The 22,482-nt window shown below is 49.6% G+C and carries 24 protein-coding genes; 13 read left to right on the plus strand and 11 right to left on the minus strand.

From position 1 onward, the window contains the following. Positions 1 to 62: 62 nt before the first annotated feature. The 3 genes from Q1A54_RS13375 to Q1A54_RS13385 are packed head-to-tail and all read right to left on the minus strand — an operon-like array spanning position 63 to position 2,732. Positions 63 to 569: a dihydrofolate reductase gene (locus Q1A54_RS13375; RefSeq protein WP_299989007.1), complete on the minus strand. Its 507-nt coding sequence runs from the start codon at positions 567 to 569 to the stop codon at positions 63 to 65. Next, the gene (fmt, locus tag Q1A54_RS13380; RefSeq protein ID WP_299989010.1) at positions 566 to 1,501 is read right to left on the minus strand and encodes a methionyl-tRNA formyltransferase; all 936 of its coding nucleotides are present in this window, start codon (positions 1,499 to 1,501) and stop codon (positions 566 to 568) included. Before fmt ends, Q1A54_RS13375 begins: the two co-directional genes overlap by 4 nt. A 4-nt stretch (positions 1,502 to 1,505) precedes the next feature. After that, on the minus strand, positions 1,506 to 2,732 hold the full coding sequence (locus Q1A54_RS13385) for a DUF1343 domain-containing protein (RefSeq protein WP_299989012.1): 1,227 nt from the start codon (positions 2,730 to 2,732) through the stop codon (positions 1,506 to 1,508). A 111-nt stretch (positions 2,733 to 2,843) separates the two neighbouring features. On the opposite strand from Q1A54_RS13385, the gene Q1A54_RS13390 reads away from it, so the two are divergent. Continuing rightward, positions 2,844 to 4,058, plus strand: coding sequence for an FtsX-like permease family protein (locus Q1A54_RS13390; RefSeq protein ID WP_299989015.1), 1,215 nt, complete (start codon positions 2,844 to 2,846; stop codon positions 4,056 to 4,058). Positions 4,059 to 4,171: 113 nt separating this feature from the next. On the opposite strand, the gene Q1A54_RS13395 is transcribed toward Q1A54_RS13390, so the two are convergent. The 3 genes from Q1A54_RS13395 to Q1A54_RS13405 form a co-directional block, all read right to left on the minus strand. Then, positions 4,172 to 5,032: a mechanosensitive ion channel domain-containing protein gene (locus Q1A54_RS13395; RefSeq protein WP_196116151.1), complete on the minus strand. Its 861-nt coding sequence runs from the start codon at positions 5,030 to 5,032 to the stop codon at positions 4,172 to 4,174. A gap of 91 nt (positions 5,033 to 5,123) precedes the next feature. After that, positions 5,124 to 5,825 (minus strand): peptidoglycan DD-metalloendopeptidase family protein, encoded by a 702-nt coding sequence (locus Q1A54_RS13400; RefSeq protein ID WP_299989021.1) that lies wholly within the window; start codon positions 5,823 to 5,825, stop codon positions 5,124 to 5,126. 46 nt (positions 5,826 to 5,871) lie between these two features. Next, positions 5,872 to 6,426: an HNH endonuclease gene (locus tag Q1A54_RS13405; protein ID WP_040573668.1), complete on the minus strand. Its 555-nt coding sequence runs from the start codon at positions 6,424 to 6,426 to the stop codon at positions 5,872 to 5,874. 258 nt (positions 6,427 to 6,684) lie between these two features. On the opposite strand from Q1A54_RS13405, the gene Q1A54_RS13410 reads away from it, so the two are divergent. The 3 genes from Q1A54_RS13410 to Q1A54_RS13420 all read left to right on the plus strand — a co-directional run bounded on the left by Q1A54_RS13410 (position 6,685) and on the right by Q1A54_RS13420 (position 10,932). Continuing rightward, positions 6,685 to 7,770 carry a ferredoxin--NADP reductase gene (locus Q1A54_RS13410; protein ID WP_299989026.1) on the plus strand — a complete coding sequence of 362 codons (1,086 nt, stop codon included), beginning with the start codon at positions 6,685 to 6,687 and terminating at the stop codon, positions 7,768 to 7,770. Between the two features lie 116 nt (positions 7,771 to 7,886). Next, a complete protein-coding gene (locus Q1A54_RS13415; RefSeq protein ID WP_299989029.1) occupies positions 7,887 to 9,617 on the plus strand; it encodes a M3 family oligoendopeptidase in 1,731 nt (576 codons plus the stop codon). A gap of 187 nt (positions 9,618 to 9,804) precedes the next feature. Continuing rightward, positions 9,805 to 10,932 (plus strand): copper resistance protein NlpE N-terminal domain-containing protein, encoded by a 1,128-nt coding sequence (locus Q1A54_RS13420; RefSeq protein WP_299989032.1) that lies wholly within the window; start codon positions 9,805 to 9,807, stop codon positions 10,930 to 10,932. A gap of 219 nt (positions 10,933 to 11,151) precedes the next feature. Here Q1A54_RS13420 and paaD read toward each other — a convergent pair whose 3' ends face one another. The 5 genes from paaD to Q1A54_RS13445 form a co-directional block, all read right to left on the minus strand. Then, positions 11,152 to 11,637: a 1,2-phenylacetyl-CoA epoxidase subunit PaaD gene (gene paaD, locus Q1A54_RS13425; protein ID WP_299989035.1), complete on the minus strand. Its 486-nt coding sequence runs from the start codon at positions 11,635 to 11,637 to the stop codon at positions 11,152 to 11,154. Between the two features lie 7 nt (positions 11,638 to 11,644). Further along, positions 11,645 to 12,400, minus strand: coding sequence for a 1,2-phenylacetyl-CoA epoxidase subunit PaaC (paaC, locus tag Q1A54_RS13430; RefSeq protein ID WP_299989038.1), 756 nt, complete (start codon positions 12,398 to 12,400; stop codon positions 11,645 to 11,647). Then, positions 12,400 to 13,032, minus strand: coding sequence for a phenylacetic acid degradation b (locus Q1A54_RS13435; RefSeq protein ID WP_299989041.1), 633 nt, complete (start codon positions 13,030 to 13,032; stop codon positions 12,400 to 12,402). Before Q1A54_RS13435 ends, paaC begins: the two co-directional genes overlap by 1 nt. Positions 13,033 to 13,058: 26 nt before the next feature. Continuing rightward, positions 13,059 to 14,045 carry a 1,2-phenylacetyl-CoA epoxidase subunit PaaA gene (gene paaA / locus Q1A54_RS13440; RefSeq protein WP_116543088.1) on the minus strand — a complete coding sequence of 329 codons (987 nt, stop codon included), beginning with the start codon at positions 14,043 to 14,045 and terminating at the stop codon, positions 13,059 to 13,061. Positions 14,046 to 14,125: 80 nt separating this feature from the next. Next, a complete protein-coding gene (locus tag Q1A54_RS13445; protein ID WP_299989047.1) occupies positions 14,126 to 14,698 on the minus strand; it encodes a TetR/AcrR family transcriptional regulator in 573 nt (190 codons plus the stop codon). A gap of 311 nt (positions 14,699 to 15,009) precedes the next feature. Here Q1A54_RS13445 and Q1A54_RS13450 point away from each other — a divergent pair, with 311 nt between their 5' ends. The 9 genes from Q1A54_RS13450 to Q1A54_RS13490 all read left to right on the plus strand — a co-directional run bounded on the left by Q1A54_RS13450 (position 15,010) and on the right by Q1A54_RS13490 (position 22,445). After that, positions 15,010 to 15,819, plus strand: a complete 810-nt coding sequence (locus tag Q1A54_RS13450) for an enoyl-CoA hydratase-related protein (protein ID WP_196116123.1) — start codon at positions 15,010 to 15,012, stop codon at positions 15,817 to 15,819. A 44-nt stretch (positions 15,820 to 15,863) separates the two neighbouring features. Beyond that, positions 15,864 to 16,373, plus strand: a complete 510-nt coding sequence (locus tag Q1A54_RS13455; protein ID WP_299989052.1) for a sterol desaturase family protein — start codon at positions 15,864 to 15,866, stop codon at positions 16,371 to 16,373. Next, a complete protein-coding gene (locus Q1A54_RS13460; protein ID WP_299989055.1) occupies positions 16,346 to 17,233 on the plus strand; it encodes a MerR family transcriptional regulator in 888 nt (295 codons plus the stop codon). Before Q1A54_RS13455 ends, Q1A54_RS13460 begins: the two co-directional genes overlap by 28 nt. Positions 17,234 to 17,444: 211 nt before the next feature. After that, positions 17,445 to 17,954, plus strand: coding sequence for a sigma-70 family RNA polymerase sigma factor (locus tag Q1A54_RS13465; protein WP_299989058.1), 510 nt, complete (start codon positions 17,445 to 17,447; stop codon positions 17,952 to 17,954). Between the two features lie 36 nt (positions 17,955 to 17,990). Beyond that, positions 17,991 to 19,493 carry an NAD(P)/FAD-dependent oxidoreductase gene (crtI, locus tag Q1A54_RS13470; protein WP_299989062.1) on the plus strand — a complete coding sequence of 501 codons (1,503 nt, stop codon included), beginning with the start codon at positions 17,991 to 17,993 and terminating at the stop codon, positions 19,491 to 19,493. A 16-nt stretch (positions 19,494 to 19,509) separates the two neighbouring features. Next, positions 19,510 to 20,343, plus strand: coding sequence for a phytoene/squalene synthase family protein (locus Q1A54_RS13475; RefSeq protein WP_299989065.1), 834 nt, complete (start codon positions 19,510 to 19,512; stop codon positions 20,341 to 20,343). Positions 20,344 to 20,346: 3 nt separating this feature from the next. Then, a complete protein-coding gene (locus Q1A54_RS13480; protein WP_299989067.1) occupies positions 20,347 to 20,883 on the plus strand; it encodes a hypothetical protein in 537 nt (178 codons plus the stop codon). A 5-nt stretch (positions 20,884 to 20,888) separates the two neighbouring features. After that, entirely contained in the window at positions 20,889 to 21,587 is a 699-nt protein-coding gene (locus tag Q1A54_RS13485; protein WP_299989070.1) for a lycopene cyclase domain-containing protein, read from the plus strand. 6 nt (positions 21,588 to 21,593) lie between these two features. After that, positions 21,594 to 22,445 (plus strand): 4-hydroxy-3-methylbut-2-enyl diphosphate reductase, encoded by an 852-nt coding sequence (locus tag Q1A54_RS13490; RefSeq protein WP_299989072.1) that lies wholly within the window; start codon positions 21,594 to 21,596, stop codon positions 22,443 to 22,445. The last annotated feature ends 37 nt before the right edge of the window (positions 22,446 to 22,482 follow it).

Here is a 22,482-nt window from a genome sequence, read left to right on the forward strand (position 1 = left end):
GTGCGGCTATACCTGTGCGGCTATACCTGTGCGGCTATACCTGTGCGGCTATACCTGTGCGGCTATACCTGTGCGGCTATACCTGTGCGGCGTAGCTCTTTAAAGGTATAGGCATACTTGTTCTTCTCGTCAGGCTCGTGACTCTCGGCACTGACTTCCTGCCACTCCTCTTTCTTCAACTCAGGAAAAAAAGTGTCCCCATCAAAGGTATGGTGCACCTCAGTCAGGTAGATCGTATCCACGTATGGCAAGGCTTGCTTATAAATTTCAGCGCCGCCAACTATGCTCACTTGTTCGCTGTCAAGCTCTTTGCCTTTAGTAAGAGCTTCCTCTACCGAGTTTACTACGATACAGCCTTCTACCTGATAGTCTTCCTGACGCGTCACGATAATGGTTGTGCGGCCGGGGAGGGGCTTGCCGATGGATTCAAAGGTCTTGCGGCCCATGATCATGGGATGGCCCATGGTTTTTTGCTTAAAATGGCGTAGGTCGGCGGGGAGGTGCCAGATCAGTTGGTTGTCCTTACCGATAACGTTATTTTCGGCTATGGCGACGACAATGGCAATCATGCTTGCTCTGTTTTAAAGTTATAGCCCCGCAACAAATCCTGCACCGGCATGCGCTTCTTACCCTCCATCTGTAGGTCCAAAATAGTCAGAGCACCATCGGCGGTTTGCACATGCAGGTATGTTTTGTTATCAGTCATAATTTGCCCAGGCGCATCCGTATAAGCGGAGTTTTCCAGCACTTCTGTTTTGAAAACCTTGAATGTCTTGCCATCTAAACGAGTCCACGCTGCAGGATAAGGGGAGAGGCCACGGATGAAGTTGCGAACCTGATGGGCAGGTTGATTCCAGTTGATTTCGCAGGTCTCTTTGAAGATTTTCGGAGCGTGCTTCGTTTCGACGGTTGTTTGCTGCGGCTGGGGCTTCACTTCGCCGTGCTCGATGGCTTGCACGGTGCGCACGGCTAATTCAGCGCCCTTGTACTTCAGCTTTTCGTACATGCTGCCGAAATCGTCTTCCTCCAGAATCGGCACCCGGTCCTGAAAAATCAGGTCGCCGGTGTCGATTTCATGCTTCAGGAAGAAAGAGGTCACGCCCGTTTCTTTCTCGCCGTTAATGATGGCCCAGTTAATAGGCGCGGCACCGCGGTACTGCGGTAGCAGGGAGCCATGTATATTGAATGAACCCAGCTCTGGCATGGCCCATACCACCTCCGGCAGCATACGGAAAGCCACGATGATTTGCAGGTTTGCTCGGTAGCCGTGCAGTTCTTCTAGAAAAGCCTCCGACTTCAGGTTGGTCGGCTGAAGGACAGGTATACCTTGCGACATAGCATACTCCTTTACAGGCGATTGCTGTATCTTCTGGCCGCGACCCGCTGGTTTGTCAGGAGCGGTAACTACGGCTACCACATTATACTGGTGTTCAACGAGTGCTTGTAAGGTAGGGACCGCAAAATCGGGCGTACCCATGAAGACGATGCGTAATTCAGGCATGGTTCTATTCAAAATCAGGGTATAGCAAATAGTTTTTGCGGAGCACCTTGTAGTCTGACAGTTCTGGTTCCCAGCTCGCTCTTATCTCTGTTTCGGTTTTGCCAGCAATTACCTGCTTGCGCAACTCGGAGGTACCTGCCAGTTTCTCGAAGAAGTTGTTGAAGAATTTTTCCTTGTTCGATGAGTTGTTGTACATCTCCAAAAGGTACTTCAACGTGAACGGCTGTGCATGCGATACATCCGTCAAATCCATACCGTAGCACTTCACGCCTTTGTGCGGCGGGTCAGTGGCGCCCGGGGTACTCACAGGGGTAAACGAGTAATCTTTCTTCTGGTAGAAAGGTGACCCTATCACCTGAAACGGAGTAGGAGTTCCACGGCCTACGCTCACGTTCGTGCCTTCGAAGAAACAGATGGATGGATATAGCGCGATGGACTGGGCATTTGGCAGGTTCGGGGAAGGACGCACCGGCAGGTCATACGCCATTGTGTGGTCGTAGTTCTCCATCTTGATCACAGTCAGGTCACAGCTTCTTTCGCCCTCCAACCATTTCTCGCCGTTAATCATTTCTGCGAGTTCGCCTACCGTGAGGCCGTGCACAATTGGAATCGGGTGCATCCCCACAAAGGACTTGTGCTCCATCTCCAAAACAGGCCCATCTACGTAATGACCGTTCGGGTTCGGGCGGTCCAGTACGAGCATCTTTTTGCCGTTCTCGGCGCAGGCCTCCATGGCATAATGCATGGTGCTGATGTAGGTATAAAAGCGCGTGCCCACGTCCTGAATGTCGAACACCAGCACATCAAGGTTCTGCATTTGAGCTTTCGATGGCTTCTTGTTGCTACCGTAAAGCGAGATAATCGGCAGACCCGTTTTGGTGTCTTTTGCGTCTTTGATGTGTGCACCTGCATCAGCCTCTCCACGGAAACCGTGCTCCGGCGCAAAAATGGTGGTCACTTCCACGCCACGGCTAATCAGCGTGTCTACGAGATGGGTGTTACCCACCATAGAGGTTTGGTTCACGACTATACCTACTCTTTTGCCTTCGAGGTGTTTCAGGTAGCGGTCGAGTTGTTCGGCACCCAGGGCCAATGGTTTTCTGGCTGGAACTTGAGAAGGTTCTTCAGTGGCCGGGGCGTTTTGCTCAGCGGCGACAGGTGCCTGTTTGGGTGTGCAGCTGTTAAAGCTGAGCAACAGAGCACTGCAAAGTATAGCAAGTGGTTGTATCATCAGTGTTCTTTTTTCAGGGCCGTGTTTGGAGATTCGCTCGCAAAAACGAAACTTTAACAGGCTCTAAGTCAAAATTCATACCTATCTTTAAGGCAGTTTAGACGCAAGCGAGTGAACGTATCCAAATTCATATCTGATAAGATTTCCGAAGTACAGGCTGGTTCTTTCACCACGTCTGTGACAAAAATAGCAATTATAAGCATAGCTGCAGGCATTGCCATCATGATTGTGTCATTTGCAATTTTGGAAGGCTTCCGTGACGAGATCAGAAATAAGATTTTCAGCTTCGGGGCGCATCTGCAAATCAGCAAGTACGACACGAACAATTCCTTTGAAGGTGCTCCCATCAGCACGGCCACAGGTATAAACAGCACCGAAGAAATAGCGGGTATACAGCACATACAGGGTTTCGCCCGCAAAACGGCTATCATCAAAACCGAAGACGAGGTGCTGGGCGTCGTGATGAAAGGCGTGGGCGAAGACTATGACTTGAGTGCCATGCAGGCTAACCTGGACGAGGGAGGTGTAGTTTCTTTCTCAGACACTGCCTCCTCCAAAGACGTCATGCTCAGTCGGAAAATTGCCAACAAACTCCGCCTGAAAGTAGGGGACGAGGCTATTTTCTATTTCATCCAAAACCCGCCACGAGCCCGAAAACTCAAAGTAGCGGGGGTATTCAATACAGGTTTGGAAGAGTTTGACGAGGTGTTTGTCATTGGTGACTTGCAACTGATTCGGGAGCTTAACAACTGGCCCGATACTTTGGTGGGTGGTGTGGAGATTTTGCTCAAGGATTTCGAACAGATTGATCAGGTAGCTGATCAGGTATTCGACCAGATGAACTACGACCTGCAGCTCGAAAAAATTACCGACCGGCACGCCCAGCTGTTCGACTGGCTGCAACTCTTGCGCAAAAACGTAGTCATCTTTCTGGTGCTGATTATTTTCGTGGCGACGTTCAACATGGTGTCCACGGTGTTCATCATGATCATCGAGCGCATCAGCATGATTGGTGTGCTCAAAGCCATCGGCGCCACTGACGCTCAGATACGGCAAATCTTCTATTTCCGAGGCCTCAGCCTAACACTCAAGGGTATGCTTTGGGGTAATGTCATTGGATTAGGCTTTTGCGTTATCCAATACTATTTCCAGGTCATTCCGCTTGATCCCGAAAACTACTACATGGACACTGTCCCTATTAGCTGGAACTTTGCCATCATCATTGCCCTCAACGTTATTACCCTCGTAATGACCATGCTCGCCATCCTGATCCCTGCCGCTATGGTTGCGCGCATTAAGCCGGTGCGGGCGATTAAGTTTGATTAAAAGAAATGCTTATTAAATAATTAGTCTAGCAAAAAGCAGATTAGTGTATATAACAAAAAAACGGCAGCCCATCTCAGAGCTGCCGTTTCCATTTTCAAAAATCTATACCTAAACTATACCTGCGGCACAGCCTTCGGAGCCTGCCCATTGTTTGAGCTGCCTCCCACCATCTCTCTACGAGGTACTGGCATTTGGATACCTTGCTCTTCAAACGCTGACTTGGCCCGTTCGTTCATGTCCCAGAAGAAGGCCCAGAAATTCTCTTTGTTTACCCACGTGCGCACGCTTAATGTCAGGGAATGCTCGGCAAAATCGGTTACGACAATAACGGGCGCTGGGTCGGGTAGTACGCGTTCATCTGCTGAAATCAGGTCCTGCAGAATCTGGCGCACTTTACCGATGTCGTTGTTCACTGAGACGGCAAACTTGAGCTCTACGCGGCGGGTCTTCTCAATGGTAAAGTTCACGACCACACTATTGGCCAAAGGACCGTTGGGTATGAAAATCGTTTTGTTGTCAGGCGTCTTCAATACTGTGTTGAAAATGTTGATCATGTCCACGGTGCCTCCCTGTCCCTGCGCTTCAATGTAGTCACCTACACGGAAAGGCTTGATGGTAAGAATCAGCACACCGCCTGCAAAATTAGAAAGGCTACCCTGCAAAGCCAGACCGATGGCCAAGCCTGCTGAGCCCAATATGGCGATGAACGAAGTCATCTCGACACCCAGTTGCGCGATCACCAGAATGATCAAGAGTACGCGCATGACTACGGCAAGCACACTCTTCAGGAACGGACGCAGCGATACGTCCACATCTTTCTTCACCATCAGGTTAAATACCATTCGATTAAGCCAATTGATAACCCAAAGGCCGATTAAAAGGGTAATGATGGCAGCCACCAGACGCATGCCATAAAGCATGACAAAATTGGTGATGTTGGCACTGTAAGCTTCAAAATTAAAAAGGTCAAACATGCGGAGAGCTTTGTGTTAAAAAGTAAAACTCTGGCACCTATAAGAGGTTACCAGAGTTCAAATTTGGTTAATTTCCAGGGCAAAGCCAAAACTAGACCAGATGGCGGCAGTTCAGAATCAGGTTTGGGTCAGGGCAAAGACCCTCATACACAGCTTGTTCCGAGAGCCGTGCCACACCCGGATAATCTCCTTGCTTTCCGTCCATAGAGCACATCACCTGAAAGTGCAGGTGCGGAGGCCAATCACCGTTCTCAGGGTATGGACCTACTTCGGCAATCTTATCACCTTTGCGAAATTCCTTGCCAACTGATAGTCCAGTTAAGCAATCTATGTTCAGGTGGCCATACAAGGTATAGAACGTCACGCCCTCGAGTTCGTGCTCCAGAATGATGGTCGGGCCGTAGTCGCCGAAGTTAGCATTGTCGGCGAAGCTGTGCACCCTGCCATCAAGCGGGGCAAACACGGTGGTACCGGCGGGTAACCAAACATCTATACCTAAGTGCAGGTCACGACTCTCTTCAGCCACATCAAAGTGCTGACTGCGGCGGTAAATAAAGCGGTTTTCCATGTAGCCGCCCACGCCGATGGTGGCTTTCTGTTCCTGCAGCATCTGGTTCACAGCTTCGTTAAAAGCCCCAGTGTTGCGCAGATCAGTTTGCTCCAACAGTTTGTTGGTCGCCGTAAAATCAAGACGGCACACGTGCTCGCCGTTCAGGTCCGCATCGAGTACGGGCCCAAAAGCAACAGTGTGCCGGCTTAGAATGTCGCTAAGTTTCTTTTCGGTATTCAGCATGAGTAAACATGACGGTGGGTATACCGTCACGCAAGTATAAGAAGAATTATGCTACTTCTTCTACATACTTGGAGAGTGTCTTCAGGCTTTTGGTCTTGCCAAAAAGCTCTTCTGACTTTTTGCTGTAAGCCTGCGCAGCTTCCTGCAGCGTGTCGAAGGTGCCGAGGTTGATGCGTTGCTTGTTATGGTGAATGATGGCGCGGTATTTCTGTGCCTCTTTGTGCACACCGCGTACACCCAACTTGTTCTCCGTTTTGGATGTGTTACGCACGATCTTGCAAAGCGGAGCCCACTCCAGGTTTTCGAGGCGGCAGTCGAGTTTGTTGCCGTTCTTGAAGTGCACATAAAGCTTGATATTGCTTTCCGGCTTCTCGATCAGCTGTTCGCCGATCATTTTGTGCAGGTAAATGGTTTCGTTGCGGTACTTGCCATTTTTCAGCGGCCAGTTCTTCTGGAAGAAGGCATAACCGTTGGAGTGAATACGCAGGTGCTTCAGAAACTCAATCTGCTGCAGGTAGGCATTGTTTTGAATATACTCGTAAGTGCGGTCATCCACCATTACGGTTTTTTCACAGTTTTTGAGAGTTAGTTTGTAGAGCATTGGTGTTTTCAGTAATTGTATGGTAAAGAACGGAATGTGGGGGTTAGTTATTTCCCGGCCACGGCACTTGTATGTACTATGTTACAAATGTGCAGCTTTTTTTTCATTCACCGTTCATTCTGTTAATGATTTGGTTATAATACGTGATTCGTGAAATCGGTTTTAAAAATTCGCCTAAATTTTCACGCAACAGCCCAGATTGTCGTAACTTTCAGTTTGAAACCATGTTTCCCCCTAAAAGACTATTAATAAAACGATATGAGTAGCCCCTATTTCACGCTGAAGGTCGTGGAGATAACCCGCGAAACCTCAGATGCGATTACGATACACTTAGAACATCCCGATAAAAAACCGATTCCATTCAAGGCAGGGCAATTCCTGACACTTATCATTCCGATAGACGGAAAGAAAGTCCGCCGTTCATACTCACTGTGCTGCGCTCCGAATGAGGGCAGTCGCCTGTCAGTTACTGTTAAACGTGTAGAAGGCGGTCTTGTTTCCAATTATTTGCTTGATAATCTGGAAGTTGGACAGGAAATCGAAGTAATGGAGCCGCTTGGTAATTTTAACCTGGTGCCGGAGGCAGATAAGAGCCGCCACATTATCCTGTTTGGGGCAGGCAGCGGTATTACCCCGCTGATGTCTATGCTCAGAGCAACCCTGCGCGAGGAGCCGAACACGAAGGTGACCTTGCTGTACGGTAACCGCGATGAAGACTCCGTGATCTTCAAGCAGCAGCTGCAAGAATTCCAGGCTGCACACCCTGAGCGCCTGCACGTGGAGTATATCTACAGTCAGCCAAAACATGCCTGCGACTACCGCGGTCGCATGAACCAAAGTGTGATACTCAAAATACTGGAGCGCCGGCAATTGACCAAGTCAGCTGATGCCCTCTACTATATGTGCGGACCTGAGGGGATGATGGAAGAGGTGCGCAAGGCCCTAAACGTGCTGCACGTACCTTCTGATCGCATTTTCCGGGAGAGCTTTGTGAGCAACAAACTGGTAGAGCAACACGAGCAGGAGCACCATGGCGACGTGTCCTCTTCAGATGACGACGGTGAGATAACTACCCAGACCGTGACCATCATTTATGAAGGCGCCGAGTACAGCGTGACTGTGGAGCCAGACCAGACCATTCTGGAAGCGGCGCTTGACCAGGACGTGGATTTGCCATACTCTTGCCAGGCCGGTTTGTGCACCGCCTGCCGCGGCAAATGCCTGAGCGGGAAAGTGCACCTGGACGAACGCGAAGGCCTTTCTGACGCTGAGTTGGACGAAGGTTATGTGCTCAATTGCGTAGGCCATCCGCTGACTGCCAATGTGGTCATCGAAATAGGATAATAATACCTGTTATAACTTCAGTAAGGCTGCACTATCTTTAATAAAGATATAGTGCAGCTTTTTTTTGCACTTTCAGGAGAAGTGTATATATTACCTTTTCTTATACAGAACCATCAATGAGTAAAACAGAAGCTATGATACAAGTGCCCGAACGAAAGAAGCGGGTTTACCTGTCCGAAGACTTTAAAATAGATACTTGGGAAACCATACAGCCATATTTTGAAGAACTGAAAAACCGTGCCATAAACTCGGTGGAGGAGCTGGAAAAGTGGATGAAAGACCGCAGCGAACTCGAGAGCGTGCTCTCCGAAGACCTTGGCTGGCGCTACATCCGCATGACCTGCGACACACAGAACGAGGATATCACGAAAGCCTTTCAGTATTTCGTATCAGAGATAGAACCCCAAATAGCCCCTTACGACCACGAGCTCAACCTCAAGTTGATGCACTCGCCTTATGTGGCCGGTCTCGACAAAGATAAATACCGTATTTACCTGCGCGGTGTGGAGCGTGCATTAGAGATCTTCCGTGAAGAAAATATTCCGCTGAACACCGAAATCAGTACCAAGCAGCAACAGTATGCCGCCATAACAGGCGCCATGACCGTAACGCTGGATGGGGAGGAAATGACCCTGCAACGTGCCGCAGACCGCCTGAAGCGTAACGAGCGTGCAGTGCGTGAAGAGGCGTGGCGTGCCATACAGGAGCGTCGTACACAGGATCGTCAGAAACTCGATGACCTCTTCGACGAACTGTTGAAACTGCGCACACAGCTGGCCAGAAACGCCGACTTCGACAACTACCGCGACTACATGTTTGCTGCCATGGGCCGCTTCGACTATACCCCACAGGATTGCTTTGATTTCCACAAGTCCATTGAGGAAACCATCGTGCCCGTGCTGACAGGTATAGACCGTGAGCGCAAAGAAAAACTAGGTATAGCCGATCTGCGTCCATGGGACCTTGACGTAGACCCAAGCGGAAAAGCACCGCTTGAACCGTTTACGTCGGGTGAAGAGCTATTGGAGAAGACTATACAGGTGTTCTATAACCTCGATACCTACCTGGGTGACTGCCTGGCTACTATGCGCGAGATGGGCCACCTGGATCTGGAGTCAAGAAAAGGCAAAGCACCGGGTGGATACAATTATCCGCTGGACGAGATTGGCGTACCGTTCATATTTATGAATGCCACTTCCAGTCTGCGTGATGTGATCACGATGCTGCACGAGGGTGGCCATGCGGTGCACTCTTTCCTGACGCGCGACCTGACGCTGGGCGCTTTCAAACACCCACCATCCGAAGTAGCCGAACTGGCCTCCATGTCGATGGAACTGATCTCAATGGACTACTGGGATACTTTCTTTACAGACGAAGATGAGCTGCGCCGCGCCAAACGCACGCACCTGGAGAGCGTGCTCGAGACCTTCCCATGGGTAGCTACCGTGGACAAATTCCAGCATTGGCTATATGAAAACTCGACCCATACTCAGGAAGAACGTCATCAGGAATGGCTCAACATTTTTGAACGTTTCAATCACCTCGAAGTGAACTGGGGCGGACTGGAGAAGTATAAGCCATTCATCTGGCAGAAGCAGCTGCACATTTACGAAGTGCCGTTCTATTATGTAGAATATGCTATGGCACAGTTGGGAGCTATTGCTGTTTGGAAAAACTACAAAGAGAATCCTACTGAAGGGCTGGCTGCCTACAAGCGTGCCCTCAGCTTAGGCTACACCGTTTCGATTGGCGAGGTATATGAAGCCGCTGGCATTAAGTTCGACTTCAGCACTGAGTACATCAAGAGTCTGGTGGACTTTGTAAAAGGCGAAATGGCCAACATATAAGGTATAGCTATACCTGTACAGAAGCCCCGTCGTTACCAAATCAGGTAGCGACGGGGCTTTTTGCATGTACTCCCGATAAATTTGGTAGTTTCGCAGGTGTGTTGCTCCGTAAGCGCTTTTGCGTTTCCACCTATACCTGTGCCGGGCTATTCCTCGTAGAAATTTCTATACCTGTTCAAGAAGAATAATGAACCCTTTTAAAAAACTGTTGCTCCCCATCGGGATTTTCTTGCTGTGCATTGTTGCTGCCTGTTCAACTGCCCCAACTTCCGTCTCGCAGTCGAATGCGGAGATGTCGAACGCTGAGGTCGCGCAGGCAGCCGTGGGTTCCTGGGTAGGAACTATACCTTGTGCCGACTGCCCAGGTATAGACTATACCTTGGATCTCAGCCCTGACAGCACCTACCGGGAACGCCTCGTGTACCAAGGCCGGAGCGCAACGCCATTTGTGCAGTCTGGAACTTGGGGTGTGGGCAATGGGAGAGTTCAGCTAAAAAAGCAGGGCACTGGTAACAACCAGTTTGCCGTAGAGGGTGAAGCACTGGTTATGCTTGATAGCGAAGGCAACCGCATAGAATCACAAATTGCTGATGCCTACCGCCTACGCCGGAAAAACCCGGACGAACCAGAGGACAGTCCTAAACTGTGGCGTGAGAAATACGAACGCGGGATCGAATTTGCAGCCATTGGAAACGAACCGTTTTGGTCCCTGGAAGTTGACTTAGATAAAATGATTGAGTTCAGGGTGCTGGACGAAGAGGATGGCAGTGTGCTGACACCAGTGCCGGTTGCTGAAGAGCCAGAAACGGGTGAGGGAGTCGTGTACAGGGTACAGACCGTTACAGGCAGTCTCGAAATCCGGCTGATCAAGGAAACGTGCGTTAATACGATGTCAGGACGAGAGCTTCCTTATACCGTAACAGTACTGAAAGACGACATGGAATACAGAGGATGTGGTATGTACCTCCGTGACTCCCGCCTTGATGGCACCTGGCATCTGGCAGAACTGCAGGCGAAAGCTATCAATCCAAAAGATTTCGGACAGAACCAGCCAACCTTGGTTATATCGCTTGCCGAGGGCAGGTTATCGGGGAGTACGGGATGTAATAGAATAACGGGCACACTTGAGCCGATTGCTGACAGAATCAACTTCGGCCCCATCGCCGCAACTAGAATGGCTTGTCCGGATATGGAGGTAGAGAATCAGATGTTGAAGTTATTGAATGATAGGGAGCTAAGGTATAAGGTGAGTGAAGAGTGGCTGGAACTGATACTGGACGGCAAAGCAGTGATGATGTTTAAGAGAGGGGAGTAGGGTTGCTGCAAGTATTCGTGCGTTAAATCCTGATGGCTTTCTTACTTTTAGTTAATACGAAATACGATTGTAAAGCCAAGTCGCAGCTTGGTCAATCGCTTAGTTGCTGCGAGGAGAATCTCGTCAATCCTTTGGATAGAAGTCCAATTTGAATATTCAGACAAAATAGAAATGGCCTGTCGTTTTCGACAGGCCATTTCTATTCTCCAAATAAAATCTTTATAGCGGCTTGAACTGCTCAAACATTTGTCGGCAGTCGTTGCAGTAGTGCATGGAGCGGCAAAGGGTCGGGCCGAAAGGTGTGCGCAGGTCAGTGTTTTCGCTATCGCAGTAGGGGCACTTCACATGCTCCAGAATGTCTAGGTCCAGAATTAAATCATACTTAGGAGGCGGTGCCAGGCCAAACTCTTTCAGATGCCGACGGCCTTTTTCTGAAAGCTTATTGCTGTCCCAGGGTTTGTCGAAAGACATAATGACGGTGTGATTGGCGATGCCATGCTTCTCCAGTGTACGCTCGACATCCTTCTTCATGTAGTCCATGGCAGGACAACCCGCGAAAGTTGGAGTCATGTTCACCGTCACATGGCTTTCATCAGAAATGTCCACACCCGTGATCACCCCCAGGTCCACCAGCGACAATACCGGTATCTCAGGGTCTTTCACTTCCTCGAGCAGGGTCAATATGTTCTCTTTCGTCAACTCCATTATTATATTACCACTCTGCTGTCGGGTCGATCTTAAACACCTCCGCCATTTCATCTAGTAATGGCTGCAGATGCTCGGTATGCTCACCGTAGCGGCCGCCCAGTTTTGGTTCTACTGTGGCAAGATCCGGCAACTTCAGATCTGTCTTTTCAATAACTGCTTGGATGCGCTTTAGCCACTCTGCTTTTACGGCCTCTTCGCCAGCGTATACGCCTGCCTCTATCAGCTCCTGCTCGTACTGCGACGGCTCGAACATGCCCAGTGCATAAGGTATAGCTTCATTCAGGGATGACTGTAAACGTAGGATCGCTTCTTCAGTAGACGAGCCCAGGTTCTTGATCCAGGTATTGGCATGCAGTACGTGGTACTTTACTTCGCCCTTCAGCTTGATGGCAACTTTGGCAATCGGCTCATAGCTCGACTGGCTCAGCATTTCAAAGCGGATAATCTCAGCATTGTCGTACAGGAAGTGGCGGATCAAACTGAAATCGTATTCGCCGTTAGGCAGCTCTACCAACTGGCTATTATGAAACTGGTTGGCGTTGCGGGTGAAAGCAACCGTATCCGGATCAGCTTCGCCAAGCTCCTGCAGCAAGGTATAGAAAGCCAAGCTGTGGCCGATTTTGTCCTGCGCCATTGACGAGAAAGCAATGTCCTCTTCGAGGATTGGGCCGAAGCCAGTCCACTCGGAGTTGCGGTGGCCAAGTATTAGTTGGTCGTCTGCCAGTTTGTATAACAGGTCTTTTATCGCTAGCTCGTTCATTATTGCGCAGTGGTTTTGTGTTCTTCTTTATACTTCGTGATTTTGTCCATCACCTTGTAGGCAATAGCTTCGCGGTACTTCTTCTCAGGTATGGTGGTCCACATGTCTTTGTCTTCTTCCGCTGACTGCAGCACATGCTTAGACTTCACTACCCACACATTTACAATCGGGCCTTTCTCGCCAAATTGATTGCGGGCCTCCTGAAGTGCCTCCTGATAAGAAGTGGCCATAACACGGCCGGCATGGGTATGGGCTTTGCCGCGCTTCTTCAGATGGAAGATCTCGTAAGCTTCCACCTCTTCGCTACGCTCTGCTGGCTCTTCCACACGCATCATCTCATACACGTTCTCACCATCGCCGGCATAAGGTGTTACCTGAATGTGCTCAGTACGCGCAATCCAGAGTCCCACACAAGCAAAGCGGCGACTATACTGCTCTTTGGCAAACAGGAAAGCCACGTCTTCGTTCGGGGCATGTACCGGACCAACATAGGTATGGGCAGCGCCTTCTTTCTTTTGGTGGAAGGCCTCGTATGTTTCAAACTGATCCAGCTCCGGTTTCGGCTCAATGGGCTGGGCCTCTTCCGGCAGGTTCAGTCGGGTTACTCTTGGATCTAGTGATGTCAGGGACATAGTTTTGTTAGTTAAACTTTCATTGGCTATGCCAACGGTTTCACATACTTTGCTTTCGGGTTGAGAAGGGCTCTGCGAACCCAGGCACCACGTTCTTCGGCGGTGCGGCGTACGGCAAGACGCTCGGCGTTGCAAGGGCCATCGCCGTTAATCACGCGCTTAAACTCATCCCAATCTGGCTCGGTGTATTCCCACTGGCCGGTTTCCATGTTCTTCTTCAGGTTAGGATCCGGCACGGTCAGACCAAGCTCCCAGATCTTCGGCACGTACATGTCGAGGAACTGCTGACGGCACTCGTCGTTAGAGGCCATCTTCACTTTCCAGCGCATCAGTGTTTCGGTGTGTGTACTCATTTTGTCAGACGGACCGAAGAACGTCATGATCGGCGGCCACCAGCGGTTGAGGGCAGCCTGAATCATTTCACGCTGCTTCGGAGAGCCGGTTGCCATGTGTACCACGGCATCATGACCATATTTCAGGTGGAAAGCCTCTTCGGCGCAGATACGCTCCAGCGCACGTGAGTAAGGGCCGTAAGAGCCTTTGGCGTTTGCCATCTGGTTTACGATCGCACCTGCATCAATCAGCCAGGAAATGATATTGGAATCTGCCCAGGTAAAGGCAGGGTAGTTGAACACATTTGAGTATTTGCTCTTGCCGTTGATCAGGTCCGTCAGCATTTGCTCACGGGTTTTGCCCAAAGTTTCGGCGGCAGAGTAGAGCAACTGTGCGTGTCCTACCTCGTCCTGCACCTTGGCCATCTGAGCCATCTTGCGACGGAAGCCCGGGGCACGGGTAATCCATGTGCCTTCCGGCAATGCGCCGATGATCTCAGAGTGCGCATGCTGCTCAATCATACGAATGAGCTGCTTGCGGTATAGTTGCGGCATCCAGTCGTTTGGCTCGATCTTCTCGCCACGAGCAATGCGTGCTTCAAACTCGGCCAGCTTTGCAGGGTCTTCCGTCTGCAGGTCGTCGAATTTGGTAGCTTCGAAAACGTTTCCTCCTCCGTACATAATATTTTCAGTTTTAAGGTTCAGTAAAAGGCGCCGGACTGTTAAGGTGGAACAGTCCGGCTAGGGTTAGTATAGGTAAACTAGTTAAGGTTCGTCTTTAAACCGTTCAGCAACATGGCTGATAGGTTTTCGGCAATCTCGGCCGGCTTCATCTTCCCGTCTGGTTTGTACCAGGTATGGATCCAGTTGAGTCCCGAAAGAATAGTGAGGACGGCAAACTTCTCGTCCGGCACCTGAAACTCTCCGCTGGCTATACCTTTGCGGATGATCTCGCGGAAGTAGTTCTCGTACCGGTCGCGCAGGGCCAGAAACTCCGTATGGTATGGCTCGCTTAAGTGACGCCACTCCTGCAAAAAAACGGCCGAGGCTTCTGTGTTGCGGGTCAGCACCTGCACATGAGCCGAAATGGCCCGCTTCAGCTGTTCAGTAGCGCTGGTGGAATCGTCTTTCACAGACTCGATAGCTCCAAAGAACTCGTCTGCCATCCGGAAGCACACCCGCTGCAGAATCTCTTCTTTCGAACGGATATGGGAGTAAATGCTAGCCGCCTCTATACCCAAGGCATTAGCCAGGTCGCGCATGGACGTGGCCGAAAAACCTCTGGTCTTGAATAAGGCCGTAGCCGTTTGCTCTATCTGTTCTTTCCTGCTCAAAGTATACTCCTTATATAGATAACAACAAATGTAAACAACCTAACGTTCGTTAGCAAATAAATTTTACGGGTTTACAGCATTTGTGTTGTGTGATGACAATGACTGTTAGATTAGGATCGTGAAGTTGTTATGTTATGCGATCGATCAACAAATAACCAAGTATAAATGAAATGTAAGAACTAAGAATTTGTGCTCATTTTGTCGCGACATTCACTGAATTTGCTTATCTTTTTCGAGCATTACCGATTAACTCGCGTATTATCTGAAACCGGCACACCGGTATGTAGAATTAAAATTTAGAAGACTATATCATGACTGACACGACTCAACCACCTATCACGCAAACCCTGGACTTTGTGCACTACGAAGTGAAGGAGCGTGTTGGATATATCACCCTAGCCCGTTCTGAGAAACGTAATGCGCTGAATGCTGAGATGGTCTCGGAACTCAAACGAGCCTTCACAGCCGCAGAAGACGATGAAACCTGTAAAGTGATCGTGCTACGGGCCGAAGGCAAAGTATTCTGTGCTGGTGCCGATCTGGAGTACCTGCAGCGCCTGCAGCAATACGACTACCACGACAACCTGGCCGACTCCACCCACCTTATGGAGCTCTTTCGCCTGATCTATACCTTGAAGAAAGTAGTAATAGCTCAGGTGCACGGACATGCCATAGCAGGCGGTTGCGGACTGGCGGCTATCTGCGACTTCACTTTTGCCGTACCGGAGGCTAAGTTTGGCTACACCGAAGTGAAGATCGGTTTTATACCTGCTATCGTAAAGGTGTTCCTGCTTCGCAAGATAGGAGAGGCCCGCGCCAAACAGCTGCTGCTCACCGGCGACTTGATCACGGCGGAGGAAGCGCAGCACTTCGGTTTGCTAAACTACGTAGTGCCTGCCAATGAACTGGAGGAACGCGTGTTTAGCTTCGCCCAGAAACTCTGCAAAGAAAACTCCCGCCAGAGTATGGAGGTGACCAAAGAGATGATCGCCCGGGTGCAGGAGATGTCGCTGGAAGACGGCTTGCAGTATGCGGCCGAAATGAACGCCGTGGCTCGTGGCAGCGAAGACTGCCAGCGCGGTATAGCGGCCTTTTTAAATAAGGAGGAGCTGACCTGGTAATTTTCTGTTAAAGTTTCAAAACCATTTGTTAAACTTGTTGTTTGATGAGTATGCTGATGGGCCTTGGGATCATGTTGATTACTTTTGTGGCAATGGAAGGTGTGGCCTGGGCCATGCACCGGTATGTGCTGCACGGTTTTCTGTGGTTCCTGCACAAGTCCCATCATACCCATCATAAGCACGCTTTTGAGTGGAATGACCTGTTTTTTGCCTATTACGGTACCTTGGCGATGCTGTTCTTTGTGTTCGGCAGCGACCCCATTGACTACCGCTTTTGGATAGGAGCAGGGATTACGCTCTATGGTGTGGCTTATTTCCTGATACACGATGTTTTCATCCACAGGCGCATCAGGCTTTTTGGTAGTACGTCTAATGTTTACCTGAAAGCCTTAAACATGGCGCACAAAGTGCATCATAAGCACAAAGGGCGTGAGGGCTCCGAGTCTTACGGCATGCTGTGGGTGGCGCCCAGGTATTTCAGGGATGCATACGCAATCATTCAGAAACAACAACAAGGGGAACAGACGTGGCGCAATACACCATCAAAGAGCTAGAGCACCTATCGGGCATCAAGGCTCATACCATCCGCATCTGGGAACAGCGCTACAATGTGCTTTGTCCCCAACGTACCGACACCAACATTCGCTACTACAGCGATGCCGACCTGAAGACCCTGCTCAATATTTCACTCCTGAACGAACAAGGGTTTAAAATCTCCAAAATCGCCAAGATGAGCCCCGAGCAGCTAAAGCTGACGGTGCAGCAATTGGCGGAACAGGAGGCATCATCGCTTTCGCATCATATCACCAACATGGTGACGGCCATGATTGACATGGACGAAGAGCAGTTTGACAAATCCTTCTCCACGGTGACTTTGCAGGTGGGGTTTCATCAGGCGATGCTGCAGGTGGTGTATCCTTTTCTGCATAAAATCGGCATTCTGTGGCAGACAAATAACATAACACCTGCGCATGAGCACTTTGTAAGTAACCTGGTGCGTCAGAAGCTGATTGTGGCAATAGACGGACAGGTGGTGAAGCGCAAAGAGGGAGAGCCAACTTACCTGCTATACCTGCCGGAAGGCGAACTGCACGAAATCGCCCTGCTCTACATGAATTACCTGATCAGGTCGCATCATCAGCAGGTGATCTACCTTGGGCAGAATCTGCCTTTCAAGGATCTGCAGCTTACCTATAATCAGCTGAAACCTGATATTATCTGTACAGTCATGACGATCATACCTGAGCGCGATCAGGTGCAGGACTACATAGATAAACTCGCCACTACCTTCCCGGCTACGCAGATATACCTGTATGGCTACCAGGTGCAGCACGATTTCCTGACATTCCCCGAAAACACACACCGTCTCAGCTGCATCGAAGATTTTATTCGCGTGTTGACGCAGAAAAGCTAATGAGTTAAACAAAATAATATAGCTGTTATTGTTCAACAAAAAGGGCCAAATCCGAAAGGGTTTGGCCCTTTTTGTTGTCAGAAGTTCAATTTATGATCGATATGAGGTGAGTTTATTGTTTAAGTATTTAAAATAAATATTAAACAAAATTTGACCTTTATTAATTGTAGTCGTATAATTGTTTAGTTATTTTATTAAAAAGTTAAACATCATGACAGCGTTAGAATTTTCCAATCACATTCAGTTGGCAGCTGGTTCGTTGAAGCCGGTAGCCATGAACCTTACCCGCAATGCGGACGACGCGAAAGACTTAGTGCAGGAAACGTTGCTCAAGGCACTCTCGAACCGGGAGAAATTCAACGCTGGCACTAATCTAAAAGCATGGCTTTACACGATCATGCGTAATACGTTTATCAATAACTACAACAAGATCACCAAGCGCAGCAGCAATATCGATAGTACAGAGTACCTGCAGTACCTGAACACTGATGATAGCTTTGTGACGGTTAACAAAGGCACGGCCGCTTTCGTCATGAGCGATATCAAGGCTGCCATTGCCAGGCTTAATGAAGAGCACCGTACGCCTTTCATGATGTATTACATCGGGTTCAAATACCTCGAGATTGCCGAGAAACTAAATATTCCGATCGGTACCGTGAAAAATCGCATCCACATCGCCCGGAAGGAGCTGAAGAGGATGCTGCAGGTTTATGGCGACTAAAAACAACTTAAACCAGTTTTTTTAGTAAATTTCTAAATGATGTCAAAAAAAGTAATCGTGATCGGTGCCGGTTTCTCAGGTCTTTCCGCCGCCACTAGTTTGGCTGACCAAGGCTATGAAGTAACAGTGCTGGAGAAAAACACCACACCGGGAGGCCGTGCCCGCAGCTTCGAGGCCGAAGGCTATACCTTCGACATGGGGCCGAGCTGGTACTGGATGCCGGACGTGTTTGAGTCGTACTTCAATAAGTTTGGCAAATCCGTTTCAGATTATTATGACCTCGTGCGCCTCGACCCGTCTTATACCGTGGTCTTCGGTGAAGATGATTTTGTGGATGTGCCTGCATCACTTGAAGAATTAAAAGCCCTCTTCGAGAGATGGGAGCCAGGAAGTGCCACCCGACTAGACAAATTTCTGGAGCAGGCTGCCTATAAATATGAAGTCGGTATAAACCAACTCGTGTACAAACCGGGTCGCTCGGTGAGTGAGTTCATGAGCCTGCAGCTGCTAATGGATGTGCTCCGCATGGATGTGTTCCAGTCCATTCACGCCCATATCCGCCGTTTCTTTTCTCACGAAAAGATTATCAAACTGATGGAGTTTCCGGTGCTGTTTTTGGGTGCGCTGCCGCAAAACACACCTGCCTTATACAGTCTGATGAACTACGCCGATATCAGCCTCGGAACCTGGTACCCGATGGGTGGCATGTACAAGATCATCGAAGGTATGGTGCATCTGGCAGAGGAGAAAGGCGTGTCTTTCCTGTACAACCAGGATGTGCAGGAGATAGAGGTAGAACAAGGTATAGCCCATCGCGTCCGCACCGCTTCGGGTACATTTGAGGCAGAAGTGGTGGTGGCCAGTGCTGACTATCACCACGTGGAGCGCCACCTTATAGCCCCGGCCTATCGTAGTTATACAGAGGACTACTGGGACAAGCGGGTAATGGCGCCTTCCTGCCTGATCTTCTATCTGGGTATAGGAAAAAGGCTTGGCAACCTGCGGCACCATAACCTGTTCTTTGACGAAGACTTCGGGCCGCATGCCCACGAAATCTATACAGATCCTAAATGGCCGGCCAAGCCGCTGTTTTACGTGTCGGCTCCGTCAGTTACGGATGACAGCGTGGCCCCGGATGGCTGCGAGAACTTGTTTGTGCTGATGCCTGTGGCACCTGATCTCGAAGACACAGAGGAGCTGCGGGAGCGCTACTACAACATCATCATGGACCGCCTGGAGCATTTGACCGGGCAGGATGTGCGCAGTGCTGTGGTATACAAGCGCAGCTACGCCCACCGCGATTTTATTTCTGACTACAATGCCTTCAAAGGCAATGCCTATGGCTTAGCCAATACGCTGATGCAGACTGCCCTGCTCAAGCCCAGCCTGAAGAGTAAAAAAGTAAAAAATCTGTACTACACCGGTCAGCTGACGGTGCCGGGCCCGGGAGTGCCGCCGTCGCTTATCTCAGGACAGGTGGTGGCAAAAGAAGTGGCGAAGGAATACGCGCTGGCTAAACAAGAAATAATGAGTAAGTAACGCTCCAGATAAAACTATGGATCTATTTAAAGAAACCTGCCTCAACTGCAGCAAACTGATAACGGAGGCGTACAGCACGTCCTTTACGCTCGGTATCAAGACGCTGCACCGCAAATTCCATCAGCCTATTTATGCCATTTATGGCTTTGTGCGCTGCGCCGACGAGATTGTGGATACCTTTCATGACTTCGACAAACGCAAACTGCTCAGCGAGTTCCGCAAGCATACTTTTGAGGCCATTGAGCAAGGGATAAGCCTGAACCCGGTATTGCATGCCTTTCAGTGCGTGGTGAATGAGTATAAGATTGACCGGGAGTACATCGAAGCCTTTCTGAACAGTATGGCCATGGATCTGGAAGACCATGTTTACGATCCTGCTCTATATAAAGAGTACATCTACGGGTCGGCTGAAGTGGTGGGGCTGATGTGCCTGAAGGTGTTCTGCGAAGGGGATCAAGAGATGTTTGAGCGGCTGAAGAAACCGGCAAGTAGTCTGGGTGCGGCCTTCCAGAAAGTAAATTTCCTGCGCGATATGCAGAGTGATTTCAAGGACCGTGGGAGGGTATACTTTCCGGCTGTCGATATCCGCACGTTTAACAACGCCAGCAAAGAAGAAATAGAAGCCGACATTGCGCAGGACTTCAAAGATGCCTACGCCGGAATACTGGGTTTGCCGCGTTCTGCCCGTATGGGCGTATACCTAGCCTATGTGTATTACCTCAAGCTTTTCCACAAAATCAGAGGGTTGCCGGCAACCCATATCTTGAATGAGCGCGTAAGAGTACCTGATAACACAAAGTTTGCCTTACTTTTGGGCTCTTATCTCAGGTACCAACTAAACGCCATCTGAATCGTGAAGAATAGCTTACTGATATTACCCTTTTTACTCTTTTTTTACATTACGGCTCTGGCCGATAACACCAAGTCTTACAAGTTGCCTGATCTGCGTGTGCAGTTCCTGGAGGCTAGTCAGAATAGCAAGGCTGGCAGGGAGTTTCACAAGCTGATGAGCGACTACGAGGACAATAACCCTGTGGTGCTGGCTTACAAGGCGGTTTCGGAAGCCATTATGGCGAAACATGTCTGGAACCCTTACATGAAAATGAAGCACCTGCAGCGGTCTTCGGAGATATTTGAACAGGCCGTACAGCTCGATGCAGTCAATCCGGAAATCAGGTTTCTGCGCTTCACAGTAGAGCATTACGTGCCACGCTATCTGAATATGAGCAATAACCTGGAAGACGACAAAGCGAAGATCATTGCCGGGCTGGAGCGCCACCCGAAGTCCGGCCTGTCTAATGACATGGCCCGCGATATCCGGGATTTTATGTTGACAAAAGACCACTGCACCGAGCAGGAAAAACGAAAAATCAAAAGCATACCTATATAAGCCACATGCCGCTATACCTGTACCTGAACATCTTCACCATCCTGTTTCCGCTGTTGCTATCCTTCGACAGGAAAGTGACTTTTTACAAAAACTGGCCATACCTGTGGCCGGCAATCATTATCAATGCTGTCATGTTTATCATCTGGGACGAACTCTTCACGCAAGCTGGCGTATGGGGCTTCAACCCGGAGTATCTGGTAGGAATTTACATCTTTAGCCTACCCCTCGAGGAGGTACTTTTCTTTATCACGGTGCCTTACGCCTGCGTTTTTATCTACGACTGTCTCAATGCTTACATCACCAAAGACCTGCTGCAGCCTTATGCTAAGGCGATCACATTTGCGCTTATACCTGTGCTCTTACTTTTGGCGGTCTTTAATTTAGAAAAGCTCTATACTTCCATCACCTTTACCTTGCTGGCCGCTATGCTGGGGGTGCACTATTACTATTTCAACACAGAAAGATTCGGGCGCTTCTACCTGGCTTACATGGTGCACCTGGTTCCGTTCCTGCTGGTAAATGGCGTTTTGACTTATCTGCCGATAGTTTGGTATAACAACAGCCACAACCTGAATCTGCGCATTGTGTCTATACCCGTGGAGGACTCGATGTACTCCATGCTGATGCTTTTGTCGACAATTTCGATGTACGAGGGCTTAAAACAGCGCTTCGCCGTTAAACAATATCAACGCTTGGCTGTATAAAGGTATATGCGGAACCTTCAAGTCACGATCGATTCTAACTCAGGCTTTTGCTTCGGCGTGGTCTATGCCATCCAGATGGCTGAGGACCTGCTCGATGAGCAAGGGTATCTTTACTGTCTGGGTGATATCGTGCACAATGACGTGGAGGTGGAGCGACTGCAGAAGCGCGGTCTGCGCATCATCGACCATGGCCAGTTGCGCGAATTGCACGACGAGGCTGTCCTGATTCGTGCCCATGGCGAACCGCCTGCAACTTATCACGTGGCCCTGCAGAATAACCTGACCCTGATCGATGCCTCTTGTCCTGTGGTGCTCAAGCTGCAGAACCGGATCAAAACGTCTTACGACAAAGACGAGCGCATTTTTATCTACGGCAAGCATGGGCATGCTGAGGTGATGGGGCTGTTGGGGCAGACGAGCAACAAAGCGGTGGTGTTCGAGAATCTGGACGAACTGATGCAACATGAGTTGCCGCCCAAAATCACACTTTACAGCCAGACCACCAAAAGCACCAACAGCTTCTACAACATAAAGGACACGCTCGAGCAAAAGGGCTACGAAGTGGACGCCAACGACACCATCTGCCGGCAGGTATCGAATAGAGACAAAGATTTGCGGAAGTTTGCCGCTCAGTTTGATAAGATTATCTTCGTGTCGGGCACCAAGTCGAGCAATGGCAAAGTGCTCTATCAGGTATGCAAAGACACCAATCCGGCTACTTATTTTGTTTCGAAGGTAGAAGAAATACAGCCCGAGTGGTTTGCCGACGGAGACAAAGTGGGTATTTGCGGCGCAACTTCTACACCCATGTGGCTGATGGAGGAGGTGCGCGATACCTTACTAAAGGAAGCGGTGTAATCAGGTATAGGGATGGCCTGTGAAAACAGGTATACCC

It is taken from the genome of uncultured Pontibacter sp. (assembly GCF_947502515.1).
Lineage (GTDB): Bacteria > Bacteroidota > Bacteroidia > Cytophagales > Hymenobacteraceae > Pontibacter.

Excerpts from the sequence above, each read along its gene's own strand:
- Q1A54_RS13375 (WP_299989007.1), bottom strand. The coding sequence starts at position 569 with ATGATTGCCATTGTCGTCGCCATAGCCGAAAATAACGTTATCGGTAAG.
- fmt (WP_299989010.1), bottom strand. The coding sequence starts at position 1,501 with ATGCCTGAATTACGCATCGTCTTCATGGGTACGCCCGATTTTGCGGTC.
- Q1A54_RS13385 (WP_299989012.1), bottom strand. The coding sequence starts at position 2,732 with ATGATACAACCACTTGCTATACTTTGCAGTGCTCTGTTGCTCAGCTTT.
- Q1A54_RS13395 (WP_196116151.1), bottom strand. The coding sequence starts at position 5,032 with ATGTTTGACCTTTTTAATTTTGAAGCTTACAGTGCCAACATCACCAAT.
- Q1A54_RS13400 (WP_299989021.1), bottom strand. The coding sequence starts at position 5,825 with ATGCTGAATACCGAAAAGAAACTTAGCGACATTCTAAGCCGGCACACT.
- Q1A54_RS13405 (WP_040573668.1), bottom strand. The coding sequence starts at position 6,426 with ATGCTCTACAAACTAACTCTCAAAAACTGTGAAAAAACCGTAATGGTG.
- Q1A54_RS13410 (WP_299989026.1), top strand. The coding sequence starts at position 6,685 with ATGAGTAGCCCCTATTTCACGCTGAAGGTCGTGGAGATAACCCGCGAA.
- Q1A54_RS13415 (WP_299989029.1), top strand. The coding sequence starts at position 7,887 with ATGAGTAAAACAGAAGCTATGATACAAGTGCCCGAACGAAAGAAGCGG.
- Q1A54_RS13420 (WP_299989032.1), top strand. The coding sequence starts at position 9,805 with ATGAACCCTTTTAAAAAACTGTTGCTCCCCATCGGGATTTTCTTGCTG.
- paaD (WP_299989035.1), bottom strand. The coding sequence starts at position 11,637 with ATGGAGTTGACGAAAGAGAACATATTGACCCTGCTCGAGGAAGTGAAA.
- paaC (WP_299989038.1), bottom strand. The coding sequence starts at position 12,400 with ATGAACGAGCTAGCGATAAAAGACCTGTTATACAAACTGGCAGACGAC.
- Q1A54_RS13435 (WP_299989041.1), bottom strand. The coding sequence starts at position 13,032 with ATGTCCCTGACATCACTAGATCCAAGAGTAACCCGACTGAACCTGCCG.
- paaA (WP_116543088.1), bottom strand. The coding sequence starts at position 14,045 with ATGTACGGAGGAGGAAACGTTTTCGAAGCTACCAAATTCGACGACCTG.
- Q1A54_RS13450 (WP_196116123.1), top strand. The coding sequence starts at position 15,010 with ATGACTGACACGACTCAACCACCTATCACGCAAACCCTGGACTTTGTG.
- Q1A54_RS13455 (WP_299989052.1), top strand. The coding sequence starts at position 15,864 with ATGAGTATGCTGATGGGCCTTGGGATCATGTTGATTACTTTTGTGGCA.
- Q1A54_RS13465 (WP_299989058.1), top strand. The coding sequence starts at position 17,445 with ATGACAGCGTTAGAATTTTCCAATCACATTCAGTTGGCAGCTGGTTCG.
- crtI (WP_299989062.1), top strand. The coding sequence starts at position 17,991 with ATGATGTCAAAAAAAGTAATCGTGATCGGTGCCGGTTTCTCAGGTCTT.
- Q1A54_RS13475 (WP_299989065.1), top strand. The coding sequence starts at position 19,510 with ATGGATCTATTTAAAGAAACCTGCCTCAACTGCAGCAAACTGATAACG.
- Q1A54_RS13485 (WP_299989070.1), top strand. The coding sequence starts at position 20,889 with ATGCCGCTATACCTGTACCTGAACATCTTCACCATCCTGTTTCCGCTG.
- Q1A54_RS13490 (WP_299989072.1), top strand. The coding sequence starts at position 21,594 with ATGCGGAACCTTCAAGTCACGATCGATTCTAACTCAGGCTTTTGCTTC.